The organism is Bacillus sp. DNRA2, assembly GCF_012843265.1.
Classification (GTDB): Bacteria; Bacillota; Bacilli; order Bacillales; family Cytobacillaceae; genus Bacillus_BU.
In genome coordinates, this window is the sequence record NZ_JABAIT010000003.1 from 96,824 (window position 1) to 116,650 (window position 19,827).

18 protein-coding genes are annotated in these 19,827 nt (G+C 38.6%); all 18 read left to right on the top strand.

Features of this window, described 5'->3' with window-relative positions:
- Positions 1 to 47 precede the first annotated feature (47 nt).
- The 18 genes from HHO41_RS04265 to rseP all read left to right on the top strand — a co-directional run bounded on the left by HHO41_RS04265 (position 48) and on the right by rseP (position 19,793).
- Positions 48 to 824 carry a ribonuclease HII gene (locus tag HHO41_RS04265; RefSeq protein ID WP_169095823.1) on the top strand — a complete coding sequence of 259 codons (777 nt, stop codon included), beginning with the start codon at positions 48 to 50 and terminating at the stop codon, positions 822 to 824.
- A 251-nt stretch (positions 825 to 1,075) separates the two neighbouring features.
- Positions 1,076 to 2,239, top strand: a complete 1,164-nt coding sequence (gene sucC, locus HHO41_RS04270; protein WP_169095825.1) for an ADP-forming succinate--CoA ligase subunit beta — start codon at positions 1,076 to 1,078, stop codon at positions 2,237 to 2,239.
- 21 nt (positions 2,240 to 2,260) lie between these two features.
- Positions 2,261 to 3,163, top strand: coding sequence for a succinate--CoA ligase subunit alpha (gene sucD, locus HHO41_RS04275; protein ID WP_169095827.1), 903 nt, complete (start codon positions 2,261 to 2,263; stop codon positions 3,161 to 3,163).
- A 196-nt stretch (positions 3,164 to 3,359) separates the two neighbouring features.
- Complete coding sequence (dprA, locus tag HHO41_RS04280) at positions 3,360 to 4,229, top strand: DNA-processing protein DprA (RefSeq protein ID WP_169096067.1); 870 nt, start codon at positions 3,360 to 3,362, stop codon at positions 4,227 to 4,229.
- Positions 4,230 to 4,504: 275 nt separating this feature from the next.
- Positions 4,505 to 6,586, top strand: coding sequence for a type I DNA topoisomerase (gene topA, locus HHO41_RS04285; protein WP_169095829.1), 2,082 nt, complete (start codon positions 4,505 to 4,507; stop codon positions 6,584 to 6,586).
- Positions 6,587 to 6,745: 159 nt separating this feature from the next.
- The gene (gene trmFO / locus HHO41_RS04290; RefSeq protein WP_169095831.1) at positions 6,746 to 8,050 is read left to right on the top strand and encodes an FADH(2)-oxidizing methylenetetrahydrofolate--tRNA-(uracil(54)-C(5))-methyltransferase TrmFO; all 1,305 of its coding nucleotides are present in this window, start codon (positions 6,746 to 6,748) and stop codon (positions 8,048 to 8,050) included.
- Positions 8,051 to 8,111: 61 nt separating this feature from the next.
- Entirely contained in the window at positions 8,112 to 9,014 is a 903-nt protein-coding gene (xerC, locus tag HHO41_RS04295) for a tyrosine recombinase XerC (RefSeq protein WP_169095833.1), read from the top strand.
- 23 nt (positions 9,015 to 9,037) lie between these two features.
- Positions 9,038 to 9,580 carry an ATP-dependent protease subunit HslV gene (gene hslV, locus HHO41_RS04300; protein WP_169095835.1) on the top strand — a complete coding sequence of 181 codons (543 nt, stop codon included), beginning with the start codon at positions 9,038 to 9,040 and terminating at the stop codon, positions 9,578 to 9,580.
- 20 nt (positions 9,581 to 9,600) lie between these two features.
- Positions 9,601 to 11,010 carry an HslU--HslV peptidase ATPase subunit gene (gene hslU / locus HHO41_RS04305; RefSeq protein ID WP_169095837.1) on the top strand — a complete coding sequence of 470 codons (1,410 nt, stop codon included), beginning with the start codon at positions 9,601 to 9,603 and terminating at the stop codon, positions 11,008 to 11,010.
- 107 nt (positions 11,011 to 11,117) lie between these two features.
- Positions 11,118 to 11,897 (top strand): GTP-sensing pleiotropic transcriptional regulator CodY, encoded by a 780-nt coding sequence (codY, locus tag HHO41_RS04310; RefSeq protein ID WP_169095839.1) that lies wholly within the window; start codon positions 11,118 to 11,120, stop codon positions 11,895 to 11,897.
- A gap of 241 nt (positions 11,898 to 12,138) precedes the next feature.
- Positions 12,139 to 12,837 carry a 30S ribosomal protein S2 gene (gene rpsB, locus HHO41_RS04315; protein WP_169095841.1) on the top strand — a complete coding sequence of 233 codons (699 nt, stop codon included), beginning with the start codon at positions 12,139 to 12,141 and terminating at the stop codon, positions 12,835 to 12,837.
- 147 nt (positions 12,838 to 12,984) lie between these two features.
- On the top strand, positions 12,985 to 13,866 hold the full coding sequence (tsf, locus tag HHO41_RS04320) for a translation elongation factor Ts (protein WP_169095843.1): 882 nt from the start codon (positions 12,985 to 12,987) through the stop codon (positions 13,864 to 13,866).
- Between the two features lie 186 nt (positions 13,867 to 14,052).
- Positions 14,053 to 14,775 (top strand): UMP kinase, encoded by a 723-nt coding sequence (gene pyrH / locus HHO41_RS04325; protein WP_169095845.1) that lies wholly within the window; start codon positions 14,053 to 14,055, stop codon positions 14,773 to 14,775.
- A 2-nt stretch (positions 14,776 to 14,777) separates the two neighbouring features.
- Entirely contained in the window at positions 14,778 to 15,335 is a 558-nt protein-coding gene (gene frr / locus HHO41_RS04330) for a ribosome recycling factor (RefSeq protein WP_169095847.1), read from the top strand.
- 293 nt (positions 15,336 to 15,628) lie between these two features.
- Entirely contained in the window at positions 15,629 to 16,405 is a 777-nt protein-coding gene (locus HHO41_RS04335) for an isoprenyl transferase (protein WP_169095849.1), read from the top strand.
- Positions 16,406 to 16,441: 36 nt separating this feature from the next.
- Positions 16,442 to 17,242: a phosphatidate cytidylyltransferase gene (locus HHO41_RS04340; protein WP_169095851.1), complete on the top strand. Its 801-nt coding sequence runs from the start codon at positions 16,442 to 16,444 to the stop codon at positions 17,240 to 17,242.
- Positions 17,243 to 17,276: 34 nt separating this feature from the next.
- Positions 17,277 to 18,419: a 1-deoxy-D-xylulose-5-phosphate reductoisomerase gene (gene dxr, locus HHO41_RS04345; protein WP_169095853.1), complete on the top strand. Its 1,143-nt coding sequence runs from the start codon at positions 17,277 to 17,279 to the stop codon at positions 18,417 to 18,419.
- Positions 18,420 to 18,530: 111 nt separating this feature from the next.
- Positions 18,531 to 19,793, top strand: a complete 1,263-nt coding sequence (rseP, locus tag HHO41_RS04350; protein ID WP_169095855.1) for an RIP metalloprotease RseP — start codon at positions 18,531 to 18,533, stop codon at positions 19,791 to 19,793.
- Positions 19,794 to 19,827 lie beyond the last annotated feature (34 nt).

Here is a 19,827-nt window from a genome sequence, read left to right on the forward strand (position 1 = left end):
TAGTATAATTAAATTTGAATTTTGATTTTGAAGGTGTGAATTGCGACATGGAAAAATTAACAATTAGCCAAATTGAAGTGCGCTTAAAAACTATACAAGAAAATGAACAGTTAGATTTTATTAAAATCTTACAAGAAGACGATCGCAAGGGAGTTCAGCAATTGCTTGCAAGATGGCAAAAAGAGCAGGAGCACAGAAAGCAACTCCGCGAAAAATTCTTGGAAATGAGTCAATATGAACAGAAGCTTCGCAGACAAGGCTATCAGTATATTGCGGGTATCGACGAAGTGGGGCGGGGACCACTAGCTGGCCCGGTTGTTGCTGCAGCCGTAATTTTACCAGAAAACATCTATTTACCGGGGGTGGATGATTCCAAAAAGCTTAGCGAACAGAGGCGTGAGGAGCTTTACGCACAAATTACAGAACAAGCCATTGCCTATCAGGTTGGCATTATTTCAGCAGCGGAAATTGATCAAATTAATATATATGAAGCAACGAAAAAAGCGATGCTAGCGTGTGTTGCGGGGCTCTCAACTAAGCCTGATTTTTTGCTTATTGATGCGATGAAGCTCACCACGCCATACCCGTATGAAGCAATTATTAAAGGTGATGCAAAGAGTATTTCGATTGCTGCAGCCTCAATCGTTGCCAAGGTCACAAGAGATCGGATGATGAAAAATCTGCATGAACAATATCCTGATTATGGTTTTGTAAACAATATGGGTTATGGAACAAAGGAGCATCTAGAGGCAATTAAAACGGTCGGAATCACCTCTTATCATCGTAAAAGCTTTGCACCCATTAAAGATTACATAGGCAATTAACATGGAATCTTAGCCGAGGCTGACTCATTATGATAAATGTACTTTTATAGCGAATGAGTCGGCTTCTTTTTTGTGGGCATTTCCTAAATAATAAAATTTTTAATATTTAAAATATTATTAATATGAAAAAATTCTGAAAATTATAACAAATTTATGAAATTTTATGTTATATTGGTAGACATAGTAGCAATACTTTTTATACAATATTTTCACGCAGTCTATTTTTTAAGAGTTTGATAGGAGGATGGGAAATGAATATCCATGAGTATCAAGGGAAAGAAATCCTCAAGACTTACGGGGTATCCGTACCGAATGGGAAAGTGGCTTTTTCAGTTGAAGAAGCAGTAGAAGTAGCAAAATCATTATCGACAAAAGTTTGTGTGGTCAAAGCACAAATCCATGCTGGAGGCCGCGGTAAAGCCGGTGGCGTTAAGGTAGCAAAGAACCTAGATGAAGTGCGTACATATGCAAATGAAATCCTAGGCAAAACTTTAGTCACACACCAAACTGGACCAGAAGGAAAAGAAGTAAAACGCTTACTTATTGAAGAAGGCTGCGACATTAAGAAAGAATATTACGTAGGTCTAGTGTTGGACCGTGCGACTTCTCATGTGGTATTAATGGCATCAGAAGAAGGTGGAACAGAAATTGAAGAAGTGGCTGAAAAAACGCCTGAAAAAATCTTTAAGGAAGAAATTGACCCAATTGTCGGCTTAACTGCTTTCCAAGCTCGCCGCATTGCGTTCAATATTAATATTCCGAATACTCTGGTAAACCAAGCGGTTAAATTTATGCTAGGTTTGTACACAGCGTTTATCGAAAAGGATTGTTCCATTGCTGAAATTAATCCACTTGTTGTAACAGGTGATGGTAAAGTAATGGCACTAGATGCTAAGTTAAACTTTGATGCAAACGCTTTATATCGACAAAAAGATGTATTGGAATATCGCGATCTTGATGAAGAAGATCAAAAAGAAATCGAGGCTTCAAAATACGACTTAAGTTATGTTTCCTTAGACGGAAATATCGGTTGTATGGTAAATGGAGCAGGACTTGCGATGTCAACAATGGACATTATCAAATATTATGGCGGTGAACCCGCGAACTTCCTTGATGTTGGGGGCGGTGCGACTGCTGAGAAAGTTACAGAAGCCTTCAAAATCATTCTTTCTGATCCAAACGTTAAAGGTATTTTTGTTAATATCTTTGGAGGAATTATGAAATGTGATGTTATTGCTACAGGTGTCATTGAAGCAGCGAAACAGGTTGGTCTAGAAGTGCCACTTGTTGTTCGTTTAGAAGGAACAAACGTTGACCTTGGCAAGCAAATCCTTGGAGAATCAGGATTAAATATCATTGCAGCGGAATCGATGGCAGATGGGGCACAAAAAATCGTTTCCCTAGTGTCGAAATAGGATTAGAAGGGAGAATTTACGTTGAGCGTATATATCAATAAAGATACAAAAGTGATTGTGCAAGGTATTACAGGGTCAACCGCATTATTTCATACAAAGCAAATGTTAGAATATGGAACAAAAATCGTTGGTGGGACTACACCTGGAAAAGGTGGCTCTGAAGTTGAAGGTGTTCCAGTATTTAATACGGTGAAAGAAGCTGTTGAGGCGACTGGTGCAACTGCTTCCGTTATTTATGTGCCGGCACCATTTGCTGCAGATGCTATTTTAGAAGCTGTTGAGGCTGAACTTGATCTTGTTATTTGTATAACTGAGCATATTCCAGTGTTGGATATGGTAAAAGTTAAACGTTATATGGAAGGTAAGAAAACTCGCCTAGTAGGTCCAAACTGCCCAGGTGTTATTACTCCTGATGAATGTAAAATTGGGATTATGCCAGGCTATATTCATACAAAAGGCCATGTAGGAGTTGTATCTCGTTCTGGAACGTTAACATATGAGGCGGTTCATCAATTAACACAGGCCGGAATTGGTCAATCAACAGCTGTTGGAATCGGTGGGGACCCTGTAAATGGGACAAACTTCATCGATGTGTTAAGCGCTTTCAATGAAGATCCTGACACCTATGCAGTCATCATGATTGGCGAAATCGGCGGTACAGCGGAAGAAGAAGCTGCTCAGTGGATTAAAGCAAATATGACTAAGCCGGTCGTTGGATTTATTGGCGGACGTACTGCTCCTCCAGGAAAGCGGATGGGTCATGCTGGTGCGATTATTTCGGGCGGTAAAGGGACTGCTGATGAAAAAATCCGCGTCATGAATGAATGTGGCATAAAAGTGGCAGACACACCATCTGTTATGGGCGAAACCTTAATTCAAGTGTTAAAAGAAAAGGATTTATACGAAAAGTGTCGAACTCATTAAGAGTGAGTCAGAACTTTTTTAACAGCTTCTAGTAAAAAAGTAAAGGGGAGGACTTATCACGGTGTGATTTAACACGGATAAGTTTTCCTCTTATCCTCATGTAGATTTCCTCTATCACCAGTCTTTATTTCTTTCCATGTCAGTTTCTATTTTGAATATTTTGTGAATCATTTCACTTGGAGGTTTTTTGATGGATATGGATTTATTTAGACAAAAGCTCCTTTTGCTGCATCATTGGAAGGGTGTCGGTTGGAATGCGATTTATCATATTTTGAAAGCTGATCCGACGCTTTCGTCAATAAACGAATTTACAATTGCAGAGCTGAAACAAAATTTCCTTCTTCCTACACGCTCAACACCCTACAAAGATCTACAACTGGATTCGACAATATCTCTCCTCGAAGGCTATGGAAGTAGCCGCATCATCCCGATTACTATTTTTGATGATCATTATCCAACATTACTAAAAGAAATCTATCAACCACCGTGGGTGATATTTGCAAAAGGAGATATCAATTTGTTACATCATCCAAAGAAACTCGCAGTGGTGGGTGCAAGAAAAGCCACAACATACGGGAAACTAGCGATTCAACTGTTATTTCCAGATTTAATCCGGTCAGGATATGCGATAGTGAGCGGCCTTGCCAGGGGCATTGATGCAATTAGTCATGAAACAGCAATGAACTATGGTGGACGAACTATTGCAGTGATAGCTGGTGGAATTAATCATATATATCCAAAGGAAAATCTAATCCTAGCACAACGGATGCTAAACGAACAATTAATAATTTCAGAATTTCCACCAGACACAAGACCAGAACGATGGCATTTTCCGCTCAGAAATCGGATCATTAGCGGAATAAGCAGTGGCACATTAATTGTCGAAGCAGAAAAAAGAAGTGGCTCTTTAATTACCGCCAATTATGCATTGCATGAGGGAAGAGAGGTATTTGCGATTCCGGGAAGTATTCTAAATCCACTATCTGTTGGGACCAATGAATTAATCCAACAGGGTGCAAAGCTCGTGAAAACAGTTCAGGATATTACGGAGGAATTAGCATTTTAATGGCTTTGTTTAGCATGATAAATCTTACAAAAAAATGACTTTTTTAAATTATTTTTATAAAAAAGGTTGAAATTATTGCCAATCTGTTATACATTTTGCAACAGATATTCATCGTGTGTTTCATACTTTTTTTTCGATTATGTATGTGAAAACGTTTTCTGTTTTTATTTTTAATTGACAAATTGAATTTGTTTGTTCAATAATAGTGATTAATTTATTTAACCAATATCTTGAAATGAAGATTTGCGAATAATCCCTCTAAGGAGGACTACTGGATGTCAGATTATCTTGTAATCGTTGAATCACCAGCAAAAGCTAAAACGATTGAACGGTATCTTGGGAAAAAATATAAAGTGAAAGCATCTATGGGCCATGTCCGCGATTTGCCAAAAAGCCAAATGGGTGTAAACATAGATGATAATTATAACTATGACTTAAAATACATAACGATCCGCGGTAAGGGTCCGGTATTGAAGGAATTAAAAACAGCTGCCAAAAAAGCGAAAAAAATCTTTCTCGCGGCTGACCCCGATAGAGAAGGTGAAGCTATTGCCTGGCACTTAGCTCACACTTTGAATGTCGATATTCATTCCGATTGTCGCGTTGTATTTAATGAAATCACTAAGGACGCGATTACGGAATCATTTAAAAACCCACGGCCAATTAATATGGACTTGGTGGATGCTCAACAAGCAAGACGGGTTCTAGACCGATTAGTGGGTTATAATATTAGTCCACTTTTATGGAAAAAGGTGAAGAAGGGTTTAAGCGCCGGCCGAGTTCAATCTGTCGCCGTTAAACTCATCATGGATCGTGAAAAGGAAATTAAAGATTTTGTCCCAGAAGAATATTGGACGATTTCCGCTGAGTTTTTAAAAGGGACCGAAGCTTTTGAAGCAAGCTTTTATGGGATAGGCGACGAGAAAGTCGAGCTTAAAACGGAAGCTGAAGTAAAGGCGGTATTAGCCAAACTTAAAGGGAATTCCTTTACCGTTGACTCCGTGACCAAGAAGGAACGAAGACGAAATCCGGCTTTGCCATTTACGACTTCATCCTTGCAGCAGGAAGCAGCACGTAAGTTGAACTTTAGAGCTAAGAAAACGATGATGCTTGCTCAACAGCTTTATGAAGGGATCGATCTTGGATCTGAAGGAACAGTTGGTTTAATCACCTACATGAGAACAGATTCAACGAGGGTTTCTGATCTCGCTCAAAATGAAGCGGTGGAGTATATTAAAAGTACCTTCGGTGATGCTTATTTGCAAACTGAAAAGCGGAAGGAAAAGAAGCAAACCAATGCACAGGATGCCCATGAAGCAATCCGTCCAACCAGTACAGGTCGTGAACCGAATAGCTTGAAGGAGTTCTTAGGGCGCGATCAACTTCGCTTATACAAATTAATCTGGGAGCGTTTTGTTGCGAGTCAAATGGCCTCAGCGGTCATGGATACAATGAGTGTCGATTTGAAAAATGGTGACGTAACTTTCCGAGCTACAGGTTCAAAAATCAAGTTTCCTGGATTTATGAAAGTGTATGTTGAAGGAACGGATGACCAAACTGAAGAACGCGAAAAAATGTTGCCTGACTTAGTAAGTAAAGATAAGGTGTTAAAAAAAGATATCGAACCCAAACAGCATTTCACTCAACCGCCGCCACGTTATACGGAAGCGAGACTGGTTAAAACTTTAGAGGAATTAGGAATAGGTAGACCATCCACCTATGCTCCAACCTTGGATACCATCCAAAAACGTGGATATATTGCATTAGATAATAAACGATTTATACCGACGGAGTTAGGAGAAATTGTCACAGAATTAATTTGGGAGTTTTTCCCGGAGATTCTGAATGTTGATTTCACTGCTACGATGGAACAAAATCTTGATAATATCGAGGATGGGAAAGTAAATTGGATTAAAATCATTGATGAATTTTATCGTGATTTTGAAAAGCATCTCGCAATAGCTGAAGTGGAAATGCAGAAGGTTGAAATAAAAGATGAACCTGCAGGTGAAGATTGTGAACAATGTGGCAGCCCAATGGTATTTAAAATGGGACGCTATGGAAAATTCATGGCCTGTAGCAATTTCCCTGATTGTCGGAACACTAAGCCGATTGTTAAGGATATCGGCGTGAAATGTCCTACCTGTAAGGAAGGAAATATCATTGAACGCAAGAGCAAAAAGCGGCGTATCTTTTATGGTTGTGATCAATACCCTGGATGCGAGTTTCTCTCTTGGGATAAACCTTTACCACGAAATTGTCCAAAATGTGACAATTTGCTAGTGGAAAAGAAATTGAAAAAGGGTGTCCAAGTTCAGTGCATTAAATGTGATTACAAGGAAGAGCAGCAAAAGTAAGGGTGAGCATCGTGCTCACTCTTTTTTATGGTAAGGACGCCTTGCACTTTTCTAATGTGAAACTTTTTACTTAATTTTTCGTATGGATAAAGGTAAAATGGATAGGATTGTGGGTAAAGTAATACTGGTTTGTACATAACCATCGGGAGGATATATTTAATGGAAGTAATTGTTAATGTTATTGGTGCTGGCTTAGCGGGTAGTGAAGCGGCATGGCAAATCGCAGAGCGTGGCATAAAAGTCCGACTTTATGAAATGAGGCCTGTTAAGCAAACACCAGCACATCATACTGATAAATTTGCCGAGCTTGTTTGTAGTAATTCTTTACGTGCTAATACATTAACCAATGCAGTCGGTGTATTAAAAGAAGAAATGCGGAAGCTAAATTCAGTTATCATCAGTTCTGCTGATGCTTGTGCAGTTCCTGCTGGAGGAGCGCTTGCGGTTGACCGTCATGAATTCGCCTCACGGGTAACGAACTTAGTTAAAGGCCATCCGAATGTGACGGTTATCCATGAGGAAGTTACTGAAATTCCGGAAGGACCAACCGTGATTGCTACCGGACCATTAACAAGTGAAGCTTTGTCTCATAAACTTAAAGACATTACGGGTGAAGAATATTTATATTTTTATGACGCAGCTGCACCTATTCTTGAAAAAGAAAGCATAAATATGGATAAGGTATACTTAAAATCCCGTTATGATAAAGGAGAAGCTGCTTATTTAAATTGTCCCATGACTGAGGAAGAATTCAATCGCTTTTACGAAGCACTTATTACAGCTGAAACAGTTCCATTAAAGGAATTTGAAAAGGAAGTCTTTTTTGAAGGTTGTATGCCGATTGAGGTAATGGCAAGTCGCGGTAAGAAAACAATGTTATTTGGACCGATGAAACCGGTTGGTTTAGAGGATCCTCGTACAGGAAAGCGACCTTTCGCAGTTGTCCAGTTACGGCAAGATGATGCAGCGGGAACTCTATATAATATTGTTGGTTTCCAAACTCATTTAAAGTGGGGTCCACAAAAAGAGGTCCTTTCGTTAATACCTGGATTAGAGCAAGCAGAAATTGTTCGTTATGGTGTCATGCATCGTAACACATTTATTAATTCTCCAAAGGTTTTAAAGGCAACCTATCAATTAGGAACAAGGGATGATCTTTTCTTTGCGGGACAAATGACAGGTGTTGAGGGCTATGTAGAATCAGCGGCTAGTGGCTTAATTGCAGGCCTTAATGTAGCGAGATTGGTGCAGGGCAAGGAGCCGGTTGTATTCCCGATCGAAACAGCAATTGGCAGTATGGCTCATTATATTACGACAGCTAATCCAAAAAGATTCCAGCCAATGAATGCTAATTTTGGTTTATTACCTGAATTACCGGAGAGAATTAAAGGTAAGAAGGAAAGATATGAACAACTTGCGAACAGAGCGTTAGAAACAATTCAGAACTTTGTGAAAAGTTTGTAAAGTTTATTGTAAAGCTATATATATTATGATAATATTTAGTAGCCTTTGTGAGGTGGCTAAAATGTCGGCAAATGTGAACGTTTCTTTAAAGTTATTTATTGAATATTTACAAATTGAGAAGAATTGTTCAGAATATACAATTGAACATTATCAACATGACATTAGAGATTTCTCTATGTTCATGGCTGAGCAAGCAATTGAAGGGTATGAACAGGTAAAATATGCTGATGTCAGACTTTATTTAACAAAGCTATACGAGAAAAATCTTGCCAGAAAAACAGTTGCTAGAAGAATTTCCTGCATGCGGAGTTTTTATCGATTTCTGCTTCGAGAAGAGCTAATCGATGAAAACCCATTCTCGTTAGTGTCGATTCCTAAAATAGAAAAGCATCTACCCTCTTTTTTTTATGATTCCGAACTGGACGAACTTTTCAAAGCTTGTGATATATCAACTCCGCTTGGGCAAAGAAACAAGGCGTTGTTAGAGCTTTTATATGCTACGGGTATCCGGGTAAGTGAATTATGTAAAATCACCTTAAAAGATTTGGATATGTTCGTTTCGACAGTTTTGGTTAATGGAAAAGGGAAAAAACAAAGATATGTTCCATTTGGAAGCTTTGCACACGATGCTTTAGAGTTATACATACAACAGGGGCGACATAAAATCGTTATGAATAAAGAAGACCATGGTATGCTTTTTGTGAATTTTCGTGGTGGTCCATTGACTCCGCGTGGTGTTCGCAAAATCCTGAATTCAATCATGGATAAGTCAGCAATAAGCGGAAAAATTCATCCGCATATGCTCCGTCACACCTTTGCCACACATTTATTAAACAATGGTGCAGATATGCGTACTGTCCAAGAGCTACTGGGGCATTCAGAGCTATCATCGACACAGATTTATACGCATGTTACGAAGGAATTTTTAAAGGATACGTATATGTCTCATCATCCTAGAGCCTAAGTAGGAAGAAAGGGGTTTAGTACATGTCTCAATTGCATGCAACAACAATTTTTGCTGTTCGCCATGATGGAAATTGTGCGATGGCTGGTGACGGTCAAGTTACATTTGGAAATGCCGTTGTGATGAAACACACAGCAAGAAAAGTTAGAAAATTGTTTAATGGAAAAGTAATCGCTGGTTTTGCTGGATCAGTTGCAGATGCTTTTACTTTATTTGAAATGTTTGAAGGAAAGCTTGAGGAGTATAATGGCAATCTTCAAAGAGCAGCTGTTGAACTGGCAAAGCAATGGCGAAGTGATAAAGTTTTAAGGCGTCTTGAAGCCATGTTAATTGTGATGAATCAACAGGATTTGTTGTTAATCTCAGGTACTGGTGAAGTAATTGAACCGGATGACGGTATATTAGCCATTGGTTCTGGAGGCAATTATGCGCTTGCAGCAGGGCGCGCCTTGAAAAAGTATTCCGGTGAGCATTTAACCGCACGAGAAATTGCCCGTTCAGCGCTTGAAATTGCTTCAGAAATATGTGTTTACACAAATGGCAATATTATTGTGGAAGAGCTGTAAACGAAAGGAGACTTGAAGTTATGGGAAAAATGACTACGTTAACGCCTCGTCAAATCGTTGAAAGGCTCGATCAATATATTGTCGGCCAAAAGGACGCAAAAAAAGCAGTTGCAGTAGCACTTCGAAATCGGTATCGCCGAAACCTATTAGCTGAGAATCTTCGTGATGAAATCGTTCCAAAAAACATTTTAATGATTGGACCAACTGGGGTAGGGAAAACGGAAATTGCCCGTCGTATCGCTAAAATAGTTGGGGCTCCATTTATTAAGGTGGAAGCAACAAAATTTACTGAGGTTGGATATGTGGGTCGCGATGTTGAATCAATGGTTCGCGATTTGGTAGAAACCTCAATTCGGCTAGTTAAAGAGGAAAAAATGTTAAAGGTTAAAGATCGAGCTGAAGAGAATGCCAACCGTCGTTTAGTTGATTTGCTTGTTCCAACTAAAAAGAAGGCTTCAACCTACAAAAATCCTCTTGAAATGCTGTTTGGTGGTAATACTGCCCAAAACGACCAAGTAGAACAGGACTCAGACCAAGAAGCGTCCAATTATGAAAAACGTCGTGCGGTTCAGGAAAAACTGGCAAGCGGTGCTTTGGAAAATGAAGTCGTTACCGTAGAAGTTGAAGAACAGCAACCATCGATGTTTGACATGCTCCAAGGTTCTGGTATGGAACAAATGGGTATGAATATGCAGGATGCATTAAGTAATTTTATGCCAAAACGCCGTAAAAAACGGAAACTGACTGTAAGTGAAGCTAGAAAAGTTCTAACAAATGAAGAAGCGCAAAAATTAATCGATATGGATGAAGTAACGAGTGAAGCTGTCAGAAAGGCAGAACAAACTGGTATCATTTTTATCGATGAAATTGATAAAATTGCGAGCAAAAATTCTGGTGGCTCATCTGCTGATGTCTCACGGGAAGGTGTTCAAAGAGACATTCTTCCGGTTGTTGAAGGTTCAACGGTGGTCACAAAGTATGGCTCGGTTAAAACGGATTTTATTCTATTTATTGCAGCGGGTGCTTTCCATATGGCAAAGCCATCTGATTTAATCCCGGAGTTACAAGGACGTTTTCCAATTAGAGTGGAATTAACGAAACTGACAGTAGATGATTTTGTGAAAATTTTAGTTGAGCCAGATAATGCTTTGATTAAACAATATCAAGCATTATTGGAAACTGAAGGTATACAAATTGAATTTTCTGACGATGCTATACGTAAGATTGCTGAAGTGGCATTTGAAGTGAATCAGGATACCGACAATATTGGCGCAAGACGTTTGCATACCATTCTTGAAAAGCTTCTCGAGGATTTATCCTTCGAAGCGCCGGAAATTACCTTAGAAAAAATTACGATTACACCTCAATACGTAGAAGAGAAACTTGGAGCCATTTCTAGAGATAAAGATTTAAGTCAATTTATCCTCTAATCAATCCGGCAATAAAATATGGGTGAATAACCTTTTGGTTTTTAAAATAGAGAAAAATACACAATAAAATATGATGTTTTGTTTGAAGCACATAGGAGGAAGAATTAATGGATTTATTAACAAAAACTAGAACAATCAACGCAATGCTGCAAAGAGCTGCAGGTAAACCTGTAAACTTCAAAGAAATGGCCGAAACTCTACGAAATGTAATCGAGGCAAATGTTTTCGTTGTAAGTCGTCGTGGTAAATTATTAGGATTTGCAATTAAACAATCCATTGAAAATGAACGTATGAAAAAAATGCTTGAGGACCGTCAATTCCCTGAAGATTATACAAAGAGCTTGTTTAATATACAAGAAACATCTTCAAACATCGATATTGAAAGTGAGTACTCTGCATTTCCGTATGAAAATAAAGCATTATTCACTTCTGGCTTAACAACAATTGTTCCTATTATCGGTGGTGGTGAGCGTTTAGGTACACTCATTTTATCACGCCTGGAAGAAAATTTCCTTGATGATGATTTAATTTTAGCTGAGTACGGTGCAACTGTAGTAGGAATGGAAATTCTTCGCGAAAAATCTGAAGAAATTGAAGAAGAAGCACGTAGTAAAGCGGTTGTTCAAATGGCGATCAGTTCGCTTTCTTATAGTGAGCTAGAGGCGATTGAACACATTTTTGAAGAACTAAACGGCAATGAAGGATTATTAGTTGCATCAAAAATTGCTGACCGTGTTGGCATCACTCGTTCTGTGATTGTAAATGCGCTTCGTAAACTTGAAAGTGCAGGCGTTATTGAATCACGTTCATTAGGGATGAAAGGAACTTACATTAAAGTTCTTAATGACAAATTCCTTGTTGAACTAGATAAATTAAAGTCTAACTAATAGCTGGTTGAGATCAAAACCCAGATAGATTTATAATCTATTTGGGTTTTTTATTTCTTGGATTAGGAAATTTTCTGCTTTGGACACAGGAAGCGCTTGATTGTCGAAACGGTTTATGCTATATTAGTTGATGGTGTTAATACACACGCTAATGGATTTAGCCGGCAGGTGCTTATTATAAGTTTCCGGTTAAAGATGAATTTAGCGGAGGAAATCAAAAACCTTTAGGAGGAAACAAAACATGTCAGTAATTTCTATGAAGCAATTGCTTGAAGCTGGTGTACACTTCGGACACCAAACTCGCCGTTGGAACCCAAAAATGAAGAAATATATCTTCACAGAGCGTAACGGCATTTATATCATCGACCTTCAAAAAACAGTTAAAAAGGTTGAAGAAGCTTATAACTTCGTTAAGGAACTAGCTGGTAACGGCGGAAAAATCCTTTTCGTAGGTACTAAAAAACAAGCTCAAGATTCTGTAAAAGAAGAAGCAGCTCGTTCTGGTATGTACTTCGTTAACCAACGTTGGTTAGGTGGTACTTTAACAAACTTCGAAACAATCCAAAAGCGTATTTCTCGCTTAAAAGATATCGAAAGAATGGCAGAAGACGGAACTTTCGACGTTCTTCCTAAGAAAGAAGTTGTTCAATTAAAGAAAGAACAAGAACGTTTAGAAAAATTCTTAGGCGGTATCAAGGATATGAAGAATCTTCCAGATGCTTTATTTATCATTGACCCTCGCAAAGAGCGTATCGCAGTAGCTGAAGCACATAAATTAAATATTCCAATCGTAGGTATCGTTGATACAAACTGCGATCCAGATGAAATCGATTATGTAATCCCAGCTAATGATGATGCAATCCGTGCAGTTAAGCTTTTAACTGGAAAAATGGCAGATGCGATCCTTGAAGCTAAACAAGGTGAAGAAGTTACAGCTTAATTTAGTACGCTAAGTTTGATTGGAAAAGGTGATAAGAGGGAGCACCCTTTATCACCTTTTTTTAAAGATAATTGGTAATTTAGCTAGTTTACCTAAGCAAATATTTGTAAAAAATAGTACATAGTGATGATAAGGAGGAATTTTATTATGGCAATTACCGCTCAAATGGTAAAAGAACTTCGTGAAAAAACGGGTGCCGGAATGATGGATTGTAAGAAGGCCCTTACTGAAACTAATGGTGACATGGAAAAAGCAATTGATTTCTTACGTGAAAAAGGTATCGCAAAAGCTGCGAAAAAATCTGATCGTATTGCTGCAGAAGGTATTACTTCTATCCAAACAGAAGGTAATGACGCAGTAATCTACGAAGTTAACTCAGAAACTGACTTTGTTGCAAAAAATGAAGGCTTCTTAACATTAGTTAAAGAACTAGGCGAACACCTTCTTAAAAACAAGCCAGCAACTGTTGAGGAAGCTGAAGCTCAAACAATGGACAACGGTGCAACTGTAGCTGAACACATCAATGCAGCAATCGCGAAAATTGGTGAAAAAATCAGCCTTCGCCGTTTTGCAGTCCTATCTAAAACTGATAGCGATGCATTTGGCGCTTACCTACACATGGGAGGCCGAATCAGCGTATTAACTGTTCTTGAAGGATCTACTGAAGCAGATGCAGCTAAAGATGTATCAATGCACATCGCTGCTTTAAATCCTAAGTATGTATCACGTGATCAAGTCTCTGCTGAAGAGGTTGAGCGTGAGCGTCAAGTATTAACAACACAAGCTCTTAACGAAGGCAAACCAGAAAACATTGTTGCAAAAATGGTTGAAGGCCGTCTTGGCAAATACTTTGAAGATGTTTGTGTTCTTGATCAAACATTCGTTAAAAACCCAGATCAAAAGGTTCGTCAATTTGTTGAATCTAAAGGCGCTAAAATTCGTGAATTCGTTCGTTTTGAAGTAGGCGAAGGCTTAGAAAAACGCGAAGATAACTTTGCAGAAGAAGTAATGAATCAAGTTAAAAAATAATGATAAGCGTGATTTACTAGGCATTTCTCCTAAGTAAATTAACTTTCGCTTTTTGATGATTGTTATAGGGGACACTAGGTGTTCCCTATTTTTAAGAAAAAATGTTTACATTAGACCCAAGCGTAACGTGCATAATCAAGTCTTGGGCTAACGAGAAAGCATACAATTGGAGGTTCTTAAGTTCTTATGAGCAGCCCTAAATATAAACGCGTCGTATTAAAATTAAGTGGTGAAGCCTTAGCAGGTGATGCTGGTTTTGGTATTAATCCTGCCGTAATTAAGTCGATTGCCAATCAAGTGAAAGAAATTGCCGAATTAGGTGTGGAAGTTGCTGTTGTTGTAGGTGGCGGAAACATTTGGCGTGGAAAAATTGGTAGTGAGATGGGCATGGACAGAGCAACAGCAGATTATATGGGTATGCTTGCAACCGTGATGAACTCACTTGCTCTTCAGGATAGCCTTGAGCAAGGAGGCATTGAGACACGTGTCCAAACGTCTATCGAGATGCGTCAAGTTGCAGAACCATACATTCGTCGTCGGGCAATCCGTCATTTAGAGAAGAAACGCGTTGTAATTTTTGCAGCTGGTACAGGAAATCCTTATTTTTCAACGGATACTACTGCTGCTTTACGTGCTGCCGAGATTGAGGCGGATGTAATCTTAATGGCGAAAAACAATGTCGATGGCGTCTATTCAGCTGACCCTCGTATCGATAAAAATGCCAAAAAATATGATCAATTATCCTACCTCGATGTGCTTAAGGAAGGTTTAGCAGTAATGGATTCTACAGCTTCATCTCTATGCATGGACAACGATATTCCGTTAATTGTCTTCTCAATTATGGAGAGTGGCAATATTAAGCGGGTTGTCATGGGTGAAACAATCGGAACAATTGTAAGGGGGAAATAATCATGCCAAAACAAGTTCTTGCAACTGCAAAAGATAAAATGTTAAAAGCAATCTCCGCTTATACGCGAGAGCTTGCAAGTATCCGTGCCGGCAGAGCAAATGCGTCATTACTTGATCGTCTGACAATTGATTATTATGGCGCTCCAACACCAGTTAATCAACTTGCAGGTATTTCTGTTCCGGAAGCTCGTCTATTAGTGATTCAGCCATATGATAAATCGGTGCTTGGTGAAATTGAAAAGGCGATTCTAAAATCGGACCTAGGCTTAACGCCTTCTAATGATGGAAACATTATTCGCTTAATGATTCCTCAATTAACAGAAGAGCGTCGTAAGGAATTAGTCAAGTTGATTAAAAAGGATTCAGAAGAAGCGAAGGTTGCTGTTCGTAATATTCGCCGTGATGCAAATGATGATTTGAAAAAGCTCGAAAAGAATGGTGAAATTACCGAAGACGAACTTCGTGGTTATTCCGATGATATTCAAAAATTAACGGATGAACATATAAGCAAAATTGACCAAATTACTAAAGATAAAGAGAAAGAAGTAATGGAAGTTTAATTTAAATCTTTTCATTAGACCCTCTTGTTATAGGGGGTTTTTTTCATAGTTTATGCTTTTGGATCGAAAAGTAAATCGTTGCGAGATGCAGCACGGTTGCTTATTTTTACAACTTACATTCTGAAAATTGGTCCATTTACATAATCTTTTTATAGAGATATCTTTTTTCTTTTTTGGTATGATAAGAGCATGTGAATAATATGGAAAATGCCTTCGGTATAGTCTATATTTGGAAAAAGTATTTGAATATGTTCGAAGAAGAAGATTATCTTATTTTTTAGAGGAGCTAACTTATGTTTAATAAAATAAAGCTGTGGAAGAATCAGCAACAGTCTTCCAGTCTCCAAGAGCGGATGTTACAAATTAAGGAGCAGCCGGTTCCTTCACATGTTGCAATTATAATGGATGGTAATGGAAGATGGGCCAAAAAACGAGCATTACCTCGTATTGCAGGACATCATGAGGGCATGAAGGTGGTTCGTAAAATCACTCGATTGGCGAGCAGATTAGGGGTAAAAACTCTGACATTATACGCCTTCTCAACTGAAAATTGGAAACGCCCCAAAACTGAGGTCGATTATTTATTGAAACTGCCTGAGGAGTTTTTAGGTACATTTTTACCTGAGTTAGTTGAAGAAAATGTACGTGTAACGATGATGGGTTATAAAGAAAAATTGCCAAACCATACGGTTAATGCAGTGGATAAACTCATTCGTGATACGAAGGAGAACACAGGTTTAGTTTTAAACTTTGCATTAAACTATGGCTCAAGAGCAGAAATTATTGAAGCGGTAAAAGGTGTCTTAAATGATTGCCAGGATGGCATACTAAAGAGTGATGAACTCACAGAGGAAAAGTTTTCTTCTTATTTGATGACATCAGCGTTGCCCGATCCGGATTTATTAATTCGTACGAGTGGTGAGATACGACTAAGTAATTTTATGCTTTGGCAACTAGCTTATTCAGAATTTTGGTTTACAGAAGTACTCTGGCCAGATTTTTCTGAAGAGGATTTAATCGAGGCAATTGAGGCATATCAAAATCGTCAAAGAAGATTTGGTGGAGTGTAGCAATACTCCGTTCAAGAAAAGGTGTTGAAAAATTAAATGAAGCAACGAATCATAACAGCGGTAGTTGCAGCAGCGGTTTTTTTACCAATTGTCATTTATGGAGGAACGCCGTTTATTTTATTAACATATCTACTAGCAACTGTGGCTCTATATGAATTATTGAAAATGCGAAAACTAAGACTGTTTTCGGTTCCTGGAATCATTTCATTAGTCCTCTTGTGGATTTTTCTGCTACCGGACCAATTTACTGATTTACTGGCTAACTTAGATTATACAAAAATTGAGTTAGCTCTCTTTGCAGTGTTATTATTTATGACATATACTGTCGTGACTAAAAATCGATATACTTTTGATGATGTGGCATTTGCAATTCTATCTACTTTATATATCGGGATTGGTTTCTATTATTTTATTGAAACGAGAAATGCCGATTCTGGCTTAATTTATATTTTTTATGCACTATTTATCATTTGGGCTACGGATTCGGGTGCATACTTTATCGGAAGAGCATTTGGTAAGAAAAAACTTTGGCCAGAAATTAGCCCGAAGAAGACGGTGGAAGGATTCTTTGGCGGGATTGTAAGCGCATTGGTTGTTGCCCTATTATTTGTTATTTTTTCTGAAATAGATGCAAATACAGCCATTTGGAAGTTATTCTTAATTACAACAGTACTGTCCGTGTCTGGACAAATCGGTGATTTAGTTGAATCAGCGATTAAGCGTCATTATCAAATTAAAGATTCCGGTCATATTCTACCGGGTCATGGTGGAATACTGGACCGTTTCGATAGCTTATTATTTGTTTTGCCATTAATGCACTTTCTCCATTTATTATAGGAATCATAGCATAGATATATAGGAGTGGAACTTAGTGAAATATATTAGTTTGTTAGGTGCAACCGGCTCGATTGGCATGCAAACACTCGATGTGATAAAAGAACACTCAAACGATTTTAGATTGGTTGCATTTTCTGTAGGAAGAAACATTCAATCGGCACGAGAGATTATTTCACAATTTAACCCAGAGCTTGTGTCTGTCCAAGAAAAGTCTGATTATGAAACACTAAAGCAGGACTTCCCTCATGTTACGTTTACATATGGGAATGATGGTCTAACCGAGGTTGCGGTATATGAAAAAGCAAATATATTAGTCAATGCTGTCCTTGGCAGTGTCGGACTATTGCCGACACTTCAGGCAATTGAAGCAAAAAAGACGATAGCAATTGCTAATAAAGAGACGCTGGTTACTGCGGGACATTTAGTGATGGATGCTGTGATGAAACATGGTGTAGAGCTACTGCCTGTTGACAGTGAGCATTCAGCTATCTTCCAAGCTTTACAGGGTGAACGCTCAAAAAATATCGAGCGCCTTATCTTAACTGCCTCTGGCGGTAGCTTCCGAGATCGAACAAGGGAAGAATTAAAAAATGTTTCGTTAAAGGAAGCTTTAGCTCATCCAAACTGGGCGATGGGAGCAAAAATCACGATTGATTCAGCGACAATGATGAATAAGGGCTTGGAAGTGATCGAAGCTCACTGGTTATTTTCATTGCCTTATGAACAAATAGATGTGTTGCTCCATAAGGAAAGCATCATTCACTCAATGGTTGAGTTTCATGATAGCAGTATCATTGCCCAATTAGGTACACCAGATATGAGAGTACCGATTCAATACGCTTTAACATATCCGGATCGTTTACCACTACTGGGCACAAAAAGGCTAAATTTAGCCGAAGTTGGCAAGCTTCATTTCAGGGAAATGGATTTGGAGCGGTTCCGCTGTTTGAAATTTGCCTATGAGGCAGGTAAAATTGGCGGTACAATGCCGACGGTGCTAAATGCGGCAAATGAAGCAGCAGTTGCGGCGTTTATTGAAGGCAAAATCTCGTTTTTACAAATCGAGGATTTAATTGAAAAAGCCCTATCTGCCCATCAAAGTGTAAGCAATCCAAGCTTGTCAACAATCCAGGAAATTGATAAAGAAACAAGAAAATTTGTACAGACGCTTTGTTAGCAGTGTACCGCTTTGTATATTAGACAAGCATCATGATTTAATTAGCTTAGCGCAATCAAAGATTATTAACATATCCTGGTCTTTTATTCCAAAAAAAGGTGGTTTTCAAGTTTGAGCACAGTAATAGCCTTTATTGTTATTTTCGGCGCCCTCGTATTCTTTCATGAATTAGGACATCTCATCTTTGCGAAACGAGCCGGAATTCTATGTCGAGAATTTGCAATTGGCTTTGGTCCTAAAATTTTTTCCCACAAGAAGAATGAAACCGTCTATACGATTCGCTTGCTTCCAATTGGTGGATTTGTAAGGATGGCTGGGGAAGACCCGGAAATGATCGAAATCAAGCCAGGACACAGAATCGGCCTTTTGCTAGATGAAAAGTCAGGAATTGTCAAAAAAATCATTTTGAATAATAAGGATAAATTCCCCAATGCTCGCGTGATGGAAGTAGAAAGCGCAGATATCGAACATGCTTTAGTTTTAAAAGGCTATGTTGATGGAGAAGATGACGATTTACAAACATTTTCAATTTCACGTGATGCGGTAATGGTTGAGGATGGGATTGAAACGCAAATTGCACCATATGATCGTCAGTTTGCTTCAAAATCACTTGGTCAAAGAACGATGGCAATTTTTGCCGGTCCCATGATGAATTTCGTGTTAGCCTTTTTTATTTTTCTAGCGATTGCCTTCATGCAAGGAGTTCCTTCAAGTGAACCCATGCTTGGTAAAATTACCCCGGATGGCACAGCAATAGGTGCGGGCCTTAAGGAAGGCGATATGGTTCAAGCAATCGACGGAGCTGAAATTACCAGCTGGAATGATGTGGTTGAAACAATTAGAAAAAATCCAAATAAAGAATTGGAATTTACGATTGAGCGTGACGGAAAAACTCAGGATATTTCGGTTGTACCAGAAGAAACTGAAGTAGAAGGAAAAAAAATCGGGCTCATTGGCGTATACAGTCCGGTTGAAAAATCCCCGTTAAAAGCCGTAAGTTATGGATTTAAAGAAACTTATTCATGGACTAAAGAAATCATCTTTATGCTTGGAAAGTTAATTTCCGGTGAATTTTCAATTGATGCATTATCTGGTCCAGTTGGAATTTATAAGTCAACAGATACGGTCGCGAAATCAGGAATTTATTATTTAATGAAATGGGCAGGTATTTTAAGCATTAACCTCGGGATTATGAACTTATTGCCAATTCCAGCGCTAGATGGAGGAAGATTGATGTTTTTTGCCGTTGAATTTTTACGAGGCAAACCAGTCGACCGCCAAAAGGAAGGTATGGTGCACTTTATCGGCTTCGCATTGCTCATGCTACTAATGCTTGTCGTTACATGGAACGATATCCAACGATTTTTCCTGTAATAAATGTAGTTCCAGCGGCCGGATACCTAATACC

What these genes read in the sequence shown, in the direction of transcription:
- HHO41_RS04265 (WP_169095823.1), top strand. Translation starts at nt 48, where the DNA reads ATGGAAAAATTAACAATTAGCCAAATTGAAGTGCGCTTAAAAACTATA.
- sucC (WP_169095825.1), top strand. Translation starts at nt 1,076, where the DNA reads ATGAATATCCATGAGTATCAAGGGAAAGAAATCCTCAAGACTTACGGG.
- dprA (WP_169096067.1), top strand. Translation starts at nt 3,360, where the DNA reads ATGGATTTATTTAGACAAAAGCTCCTTTTGCTGCATCATTGGAAGGGT.
- topA (WP_169095829.1), top strand. Translation starts at nt 4,505, where the DNA reads ATGTCAGATTATCTTGTAATCGTTGAATCACCAGCAAAAGCTAAAACG.
- trmFO (WP_169095831.1), top strand. Translation starts at nt 6,746, where the DNA reads ATGGAAGTAATTGTTAATGTTATTGGTGCTGGCTTAGCGGGTAGTGAA.
- xerC (WP_169095833.1), top strand. Translation starts at nt 8,112, where the DNA reads ATGTCGGCAAATGTGAACGTTTCTTTAAAGTTATTTATTGAATATTTA.
- hslV (WP_169095835.1), top strand. Translation starts at nt 9,038, where the DNA reads ATGTCTCAATTGCATGCAACAACAATTTTTGCTGTTCGCCATGATGGA.
- hslU (WP_169095837.1), top strand. Translation starts at nt 9,601, where the DNA reads ATGGGAAAAATGACTACGTTAACGCCTCGTCAAATCGTTGAAAGGCTC.
- codY (WP_169095839.1), top strand. Translation starts at nt 11,118, where the DNA reads ATGGATTTATTAACAAAAACTAGAACAATCAACGCAATGCTGCAAAGA.
- rpsB (WP_169095841.1), top strand. Translation starts at nt 12,139, where the DNA reads ATGTCAGTAATTTCTATGAAGCAATTGCTTGAAGCTGGTGTACACTTC.
- tsf (WP_169095843.1), top strand. Translation starts at nt 12,985, where the DNA reads ATGGCAATTACCGCTCAAATGGTAAAAGAACTTCGTGAAAAAACGGGT.
- pyrH (WP_169095845.1), top strand. Translation starts at nt 14,053, where the DNA reads ATGAGCAGCCCTAAATATAAACGCGTCGTATTAAAATTAAGTGGTGAA.
- frr (WP_169095847.1), top strand. Translation starts at nt 14,778, where the DNA reads ATGCCAAAACAAGTTCTTGCAACTGCAAAAGATAAAATGTTAAAAGCA.
- HHO41_RS04335 (WP_169095849.1), top strand. Translation starts at nt 15,629, where the DNA reads ATGTTTAATAAAATAAAGCTGTGGAAGAATCAGCAACAGTCTTCCAGT.
- HHO41_RS04340 (WP_169095851.1), top strand. Translation starts at nt 16,442, where the DNA reads ATGAAGCAACGAATCATAACAGCGGTAGTTGCAGCAGCGGTTTTTTTA.